Raw genomic sequence first — 6,929 nt, forward strand, 5'->3', positions numbered from 1 at the left:
CCGCCGGGCGAGGACACCGTGCTGCTGGGCGGGGCGCTGCGGCAGCGCCCGCCCCGGCACCGGCAGGCGCTCGCCCTGCACTACCTGGTCGACCTGCCGGTGGAGGAGATCGCCCGGGAGGCCGGGGTTCCCGCCGGCACTGTGAAGTCCTGGCTGTCCCGGGGACGGGCCCGGCTGGCCGAGCTGTTGCCCGGCGTCGCCGCCGAGGAGCTGGAGGTCAACGATGTCGCCTGAACTGCACCGCTACTACCGGTCCCTCGCCGCCGACACGGACGAGCGGGTGCTGCCGGCGCCGGACCGGCTGCGCCGCAGCGCCGACCGCTGGGCCCGCCGCCGGGCCGCGCTGACCGTCCTGGCCGCCGCCGGGCTGGTCGCGGGCACGGTGGCCGGCAGCCAGCTGGTGCTCGCCGCCGGGCCGGGCCCCGACCCGGCTCCACCGCCCGCGGGTACGCCCACCCCGCGGCCGTCGTCCGTCGCGCCTTCGGTCGCGCCGTCGTCGCCGCCCCCGCCGTCGCCGTCCGTCGGCCGTACCCCCGGCTCGCGGAGCCCGGCCGTGACCACCACGCCGCCGGCCGCGGCGACCCCGACCACGATCCCGGACCGGGCGTTCTTCATGCTGCCGGCCGCGAACGACGCCGGTACCGGCAACTACTTCGGCCCGGGGCCGGTGCTGCCGGTGCTCTGCGGCGCGAGCCCCGGCGACGAGCGGGTGGTGGCGCAGCGGGCCCGGTCGCTGCCGTACCGGCGGGCCGGGGCCTCGGCCGACGAGGTGCCGTCGGGCAACTACCGGCACAGCATCACGATCTACCGGTCCGGCGGCGCCGGCGCCGGCGCCGCGCTGGCCGAGCTGCGCGCGGCGGTGCGGGCCTGCCCCGAGCAGCCCGCCCGGGGTACGCCGCCGGTGACGGTGCGGCAGCGTCTGCTGCCCGACAGCGGGTACGGCGACGAGTCGGTGCTGTTCGAGACGCGGACGCCGTACCGGGACGCGAACGGCGATCCGAGCGGCGGCGACGAGGTGCACCTGATCCGGGCGGTCCGCGTCGGTGACGTGGTGTCGCTGCTGTGGGAGCAGGGCTGGGAGAGCACCTCGACCGAGCGCGCCCAGTTCGACGCGGACAGCCGCCGGGCGGTCGAGGCGGTCCGGCGGTGGCTGGACTGAGTACCCGTTTTGCGCCTCCCCGGGTCGGTGCGCTACGGTTGTCGAGCCGACGCGGGGTGGAGCAGCTCGGTAGCTCGCTGGGCTCATAACCCAGAGGTCGCAGGTTCAAATCCTGTCCCCGCTACTCGTGACGAAGGGCCCCGGAATTCTTTCCGGGGCCCTTCGCCGTGTCCGGCGACATCCGCCCTCATCCGCCGTGCCCCGGTTGCGGGTCTCGGCGAGGATGGGGGGCATGTCTGCATGGAACAAGTGGTGGGGCCGCCTGGGCGCGGTCCTCGGTACGGTCGTGCTCTCGGTGTTCGTGCCGGTCGCGGCCTGGGCGTCGTCGGGCACCGGCGAGATCGTGGTGGAGGCGGCGCGCCGGCGCGGCCGCGGCGGGTTCGGCTTCCTCGGCCTGCTCTGCTGCCTCGTGGTGGTCGGCGGCATCGTGCTGCTGGTGCTGCTGCTCACACGCGGACGCCGCAACCGCCCTCCGCGCTGACCCCCGGGCCCGCCCGCCCCGGCTGATCATGAAGTTGGCGGTGCGCCGCGTCCGATTTGTCGCCGCCAACCTCATGATCGCCGGGCAGGGCGGTCGGTCGGGCGCGGCGGGCGGGTCAGCTCGCCAGGGCGGCGTTGGCCTGGGCCATGAAGCGCGAGGTGGCGGTGCGGGCGCCGGAGCGCTTGCCGCGGATGCTCTCGGCCGCGTCGATCAGCAGGGTGCGGACCTTGGCGTGGCCCTTGGGCGGCGGCGCGGGTGACGGACCGGCCAGCCCGTCCAGTTCGGCGCCGAGCGCGGCCATCCGCTTCTCGGACCGGTCGGTCAGCTCGCCGGCGACGAACGAGCGCACCTGCTTGCTGGCGTTGAGGCCGCGCTCCACGCCGAGGAGCCGGCCGGCCGCCACGTTCGTGGTCAGGAAGTCGATCACGTTCGCCACCACCTCCGGGTGGCGGGTGCCCTGGAAGCCGGCCCAGTACATCGACGCCCGGGGCCACTGGGCGGCGGGCGTGCCCGGAAAGGCCACCGCCGCCAGCTCGTCGTCGGTCAGGCGTTGCAGCTCCGGCAACTGGTGCGACCAGGCGAACGAGGCCGCGGTGTGCCCGGTGACCACGAGCTGGCGGGCCAGCTCGCCGCTGTCCGCCTGCTCGACCAGCGCAGCGCTCGGGGTGGCCCGGCCGAAGCGGGCCACCTCCCAGAACTCGAACCAGTCGAGCAGCTCGGCCGAGCTGAAACCGAGCTGCCGCCCCCGGTACATCTCGCTGCCCTGGCCGCGCAGCCACAGCCAGAGCGCCCGGTAGTCGCCGGAGGCGTCCATGGTGCCGGCCACCCGGTTGCCGGAGGCGCGGGTCACGCGGGCGGCCCAGGCGACGTATTCCTTCCAGGACATCCCGGTGCGCGGCTCGGGCTGGCCCAGCCGGCGCAACAGCGCGCGGTTGAACACCAGCGCCGCGCTGGTCTGCGCGGCCGCCACGCCCACGGTCCGCTCGTCCACCTGGCCGTAGCGGGCCAGCTGCGCCGGCACCTCGCGCAGGTCGATCCGCCCGTCGGTGGCGTACGGGCTGAGGTCGAGCAGGATGTCCCGGCCGGCGTACTCGGCGAGCAGCGTGTCGTCGATCTGGAACAGGTCCGGCGGGTTGCCGCCGGTGGCCTGGGTGGCCAGCCGGTCGTAGTAGCCGCTCAACCCCTGCCAGGTGACCCGGAAGCTGACCCGGGGGTTCTGCTGCGAGTACAGGCGCAGCGCCTGCTCGGTGGCCGCCGCCCGCCGGTCGCCGCCCCACCAGAACACCGACAGCTCGACCGGGCCGTCGTCGACGGCCGCCTCCTCCGGGCTGCACCCGGCCAGTGCCGGCAGCCCGCCGCCGAGCAGCGGCAGCCCGGCGAGCGCGCCGAGAAGCCCTCGCCGGTCCAGGCCGGGACGGGGTACGGACTGCGCAGCGGGCACGGATCTCTCTCCGAACGTCGGTGGACGGATCATTTCACCGGCCCCTACGGCGGGGTGTCAACGCCGGGCGGGACCTCCGGTGGGCGCGCCGGGCGGCCCTCGCCGGTCATGGTGTACTAGCGCCGTGGAACTTCTGCATTCGGGCAAGGTCCGGGACGTCTACGCCGACGGCGAGGACCTGATCCTGGTCGCCACCGACCGCGTCTCCATCTACGACGTGGTGCTGCCGACCCCGATCCCGGACAAGGGCCGCCTGCTCACCGCGCTGTCGCTGTGGTGGTTCGAGCAGCTGTCCGACCTGGTGCCGAACCACGTGATCTCGGCGACGGACGTGCCGGCGGAGTTCGCCGGCCGGGCGATCCGCTGCCGCCGGCTGGACATGGTGCCGGTCGAGTGCGTGGCCCGGGGCTACCTGACCGGCGGCGGCTTCGCGGAATACCAGCGCACCGGCTCGGTCTCCGGGGTGCCGCTGCCGCGCGGCCTGGTCGAGGCGTCGATCCTGCCCGAGCCGATCTTCACGCCGTCGACGAAGGCGCCGAAGGGCGAGCACGACGAGCCGATCACGTACGAGCAGGTGGTCGACAAGGTCGGCCCGGAGGTCGCGGAGCGGCTGCGGCAGATCACCATCGACGTCTACCGGCGCGGCGCGGAGATCGCCGCCGAGCGGGGCATCCTGATCGCGGACACGAAACTGGAGCTGGGCTGGGCGGCGGACGGCACGCTGGTTCTCGGCGACGAGGTGCTCACCTCCGACTCGTCCCGGTTCTGGCCGGCCGAGTCGTACCAGCCGGGCCGCGCCCAGTTCTCCTACGACAAGCAGTACGTGCGGGACTGGGCCACGTCCAGCGGCTGGGACAAGCAGCCGCCCGCGCCGGAGGTGCCGGCCGAGGTGATCGAGGCGACCCGGGCCCGCTACGTCGAGGTGTACGAGAAGCTCACCGGCAACCGCTGGGACTGACGCTCACTCGGCCCAGTCGAGCGTGCGCTGGACCGCCTTGTGCCACTGGCGCAGCTCACGCTCCCGGTGCGCCGGGTCCATCGTCGACTCCCACTGCGCGTCCGAACGCCACTTCTCGCGCAGCGTGGCCAGGTCCGGCCAGAACCCGACGGCCAGGCCGGCGGCGTACGCGGCGCCGAGGCACGTCGTCTCGGTGATCCGGGACCGTACGACCGGCACGGCCAGCACATCGGCGAGGAACTGCATGAGCAGCTCGTTGCCGGTCATCCCGCCGTCGACCCGCAGCCGGCGCAGAGCCACGTCGGAGTCGGCGTTCATCGCGTCGACCACCTCGCGGGTCTGGAACGCTGACGCCTCCAGCACCGCGCGGGCCAGGTGCCCCTTGGTGATGTAGCCGGTCAGCCCGGCGATCACGCCCCGGGCGTCGCTGCGCCAGTGCGGGGCGAACAGGCCGGAGAAGGCCGGCACCACGTAGCAGCCGCCGTTGTCGTCGACGGTGCGGGCCAGCTCCTCGACCTGCGGGGCGGAGGAGATCAGGCCGAGGTTGTCGCGCAGCCACTGCACCAGCGAGCCGGTGACCGCGATGGCGCCCTCCAGCGCGTACACGGCGGGCTGGCCCTCGATCCGGTACGCCACGGTGGTGAGCAGGCCGTGCCGCGACGGCACCGGGCTGGCCCCGGTGTTGAGCAGCAGGAAGCTGCCGGTGCCGTAGGTGCACTTGGCCTCGCCGGGCTGGAAGCAGGTCTGCCCGAACAACGCGGCCTGCTGGTCGCCGAGCGCGCTCGCCACCGGCACCCCGGCCAGCACCCCCTGGGCGGTGCCGTACACCTCGGCCGAGCTGCGGATCTCGGGCAGCACGGCGGCCGGGACGCGCAGCGCGTCGAGCAGCTCCGGGTCCCAGTCGAGCGTCTCCAGGTCCATCAGCATGGTGCGGCTGGCGTTCGTCACGTCGGTGACGTGCCGGCCGGTCAGCTTCCAGATCAGCCAGCTGTCCATGGTGCCGAACAGCACCTCGCCGCGCTCGGCCCGCTCGCGCAGCCCGTCGACGTGGTCGAGCAGCCAGCGCAGCTTCGGCCCGGCGAAGTAGGTGGCCGGGGTCAGGCCGGTGCGGGCCCGCAGCCGCTCCTGGTCGTACGTCTCGGTCAGCTCCCGCAGCAGCGGGCCGGTGCGGGTGTCCTGCCAGACGATCGCGTTCGCCACCGGGCGGCCGGTCTCCCGGTCCCACACCACAGTGGTCTCCCGCTGGTTGGTGATGCCCACCGCGGCCAGCGACTCGGTGCCGATGTCGGCGCTGGCCAGCGCCTCGCGGACCACGTGCTCGACGTTCGTCCAGATCTCCTCGGCGTCGTGTTCCACCCAGCCGGGCCGGGGGAAGATCTGCCGGTGCTCGCGCTGGGCCACGGCGACGATCTCGCCGGCCCGGTCGAAGACGATGCAGCGCGACGACGTGGTGCCCTGGTCGATGGCGGCGACGAACTCTGCGGTCACGGCAGCACCGTACCCGCCGCGAGTGTCCACCGTCTCCTCCCGGCGGCCCGTACGATCATCAGACGTGCGTGACATTGCCGTGTTCAGCGGGTCGGCCCATCCGGTCCTCGCCGCCGAGATCTGCGCCCACCTCCACGTCCCGTTGCATCCGGTGCGGGTGTCCCGGTTCGCCAACGACTGCCTGGAGGTGCAGTTGCAGGCGAACTGCCGGGAGCGCGACGTCTTCCTCATCCAGCCGCTGGTGCCGCCGGTGCAGGAGCACCTGGTCGAGCTGCTGCTCATGATCGACGCGGCCCGGGGCGCGTCGGCCGCCCGGATCACAGTGGTGCTGCCGCACTACGCGTACGCCCGGTCGGACAAGAAGGACGCGCCGCGCATCTCCATCGGCGGCCGGCTCGTCGCCGACCTGCTCACCTCCGCCGGCGCGCACCGGGTGCTGGCCATGACGCTGCACTCGCCGCAGGTGCACGGCTTCTTCAGCGTCCCGGTGGACCACCTGCACGCGCTGCGGGAACTGGCCGCCCACTTCAAGGGGCGCGACCTGGGCAACGCGGTGGTGGTCTCGCCGGACCTGGGCAACGCCAAGGAGGCCGCCGCGTTCGCCCGGATGCTGGGTACGCCGGTGGCGGCCGGCGCGAAGCAGCGCTTCAGCGACGACCGGGTGCAGATCAGCACGATCATCGGCGACGTGACGGACCGGGACGTGATCGTGCTGGACGACGAGATCGCCAAGGGCAGCACCGTGATCGAGCTGATCTCGCACCTGCGCGAGCGGCGGGTCCGCTCGATCCGGCTGGCCTGTACGCACGGCCTGTTCTCCAGCGGGGCGCTGGAGCGGCTCAGCGCGCAGGAGGGCGTACTGGAGATCGTCTGCACCAACACCGTGCCGATCCCGGCGGAGAAGCGGGTGCCGAAGCTGGAGGTGCTGTCGGTGGCGCCGGCTCTGGCCGAGGCGATGCGGCGGATCCACAACGGGGAGTCGGTCAGCGCCCTGTTCGCCTGACGGTGGCGAGCGCGGCGGTGATCCGGACGACGGTGCCGGCGTCGCCGGTCTCCACCTCCATCGTGTCGCTCAGCTCCCGGGCCAGCCAGAGGCCCCAGCCGCCGGCGGTGTCCGGCGCCGGCCGGTCACGGTCGCGCAGCCGCCGCTCGCTGATCCCGGGCCCGTGGTCGGCGACCTGGCAGACCAGCTCGCCGTCGCGCTGCCAGAGTCGCAACCAGCCCTGCCCGCCGCCGTGCCGCACCGCGTTGGTGATCAGCTCGTTGACCGCCAGCACGAAGTCGTCCAGCCGTTGACCGGACAGGCCGGAGTCCTGCGCGCAGGAGGTCACCGAGTGCCGCAGCTCGGTCCCCTGCGCCTGACCGAAGGCCGTGGCGAGAAGGCGGGAAGGTTCGATGGGCA

Annotated in this window: 8 protein-coding genes and 1 tRNA gene; 6 read left to right on the top strand and 3 right to left on the bottom strand. The window is 73.7% G+C overall.

From position 1 onward, the window contains the following. The 4 genes from KBX39_RS18745 to KBX39_RS18760 all read left to right on the top strand — a co-directional run. Nucleotides 1-234, top strand: a 234-nt coding sequence (locus KBX39_RS18745) for an RNA polymerase sigma factor (RefSeq protein WP_210871744.1), incomplete at its 5' end; no start/stop codon positions are given. Beyond that, on the top strand, nt 224-1,159 hold the full coding sequence (locus KBX39_RS18750) for a hypothetical protein (RefSeq protein WP_210871746.1): 936 nt from the start codon (nt 224-226) through the stop codon (nt 1,157-1,159). The genes KBX39_RS18745 and KBX39_RS18750, both read left to right, overlap by 11 nt. Nucleotides 1,160-1,209: 50 nt before the next feature. Further along, nucleotides 1,210-1,283 (top strand) — tRNA-Met (locus KBX39_RS18755). Between the two features lie 108 nt (nt 1,284-1,391). Continuing rightward, nucleotides 1,392-1,640 (top strand): hypothetical protein, encoded by a 249-nt coding sequence (locus KBX39_RS18760; protein ID WP_043328474.1) that lies wholly within the window; start codon nt 1,392-1,394, stop codon nt 1,638-1,640. Between the two features lie 115 nt (nt 1,641-1,755). On the opposite strand, the gene KBX39_RS18765 is transcribed toward KBX39_RS18760, so the two are convergent. Further along, nucleotides 1,756-3,081 carry an extracellular solute-binding protein gene (locus KBX39_RS18765; protein WP_210871748.1) on the bottom strand — a complete coding sequence of 442 codons (1,326 nt, stop codon included), beginning with the start codon at nt 3,079-3,081 and terminating at the stop codon, nt 1,756-1,758. A 124-nt stretch (nt 3,082-3,205) separates the two neighbouring features. Here KBX39_RS18765 and KBX39_RS18770 point away from each other — a divergent pair, with 124 nt between their 5' ends. After that, on the top strand, nt 3,206-4,039 hold the full coding sequence (locus KBX39_RS18770) for a phosphoribosylaminoimidazolesuccinocarboxamide synthase (protein WP_043328477.1): 834 nt from the start codon (nt 3,206-3,208) through the stop codon (nt 4,037-4,039). A 3-nt stretch (nt 4,040-4,042) separates the two neighbouring features. Here the strand turns inward: KBX39_RS18770 and glpK are convergent, their stop codons facing one another. Next, the gene (glpK, locus tag KBX39_RS18775; RefSeq protein ID WP_210871750.1) at nt 4,043-5,527 is read right to left on the bottom strand and encodes a glycerol kinase GlpK; all 1,485 of its coding nucleotides are present in this window, start codon (nt 5,525-5,527) and stop codon (nt 4,043-4,045) included. Nucleotides 5,528-5,591: 64 nt separating this feature from the next. Between glpK and KBX39_RS18780 the strand changes: the two genes are divergently transcribed. After that, a complete protein-coding gene (locus KBX39_RS18780; protein ID WP_043328479.1) occupies nt 5,592-6,530 on the top strand; it encodes a ribose-phosphate pyrophosphokinase in 939 nt (312 codons plus the stop codon). Here the strand turns inward: KBX39_RS18780 and KBX39_RS18785 are convergent. After that, the coding region (locus KBX39_RS18785; RefSeq protein ID WP_210871752.1) for an ATP-binding protein at nt 6,511-6,929 on the bottom strand (419 nt) is incomplete at its 5' end. The genes KBX39_RS18780 and KBX39_RS18785 overlap by 20 nt on opposite strands.

Origin of the sequence: Micromonospora sp. D75, assembly GCF_018070405.1 — a bacterium.
Classification (GTDB): Bacteria; Actinomycetota; Actinomycetes; order Mycobacteriales; family Micromonosporaceae; genus Micromonospora; species Micromonospora chalcea.

Coding starts and splice junctions, on each gene's coding strand:
- KBX39_RS18750 (WP_210871746.1), top strand. CDS start 224: ATGTCGCCTGAACTGCACCGCTACTACCGGTCCCTCGCCGCCGACACG.
- KBX39_RS18760 (WP_043328474.1), top strand. CDS start 1,392: ATGTCTGCATGGAACAAGTGGTGGGGCCGCCTGGGCGCGGTCCTCGGT.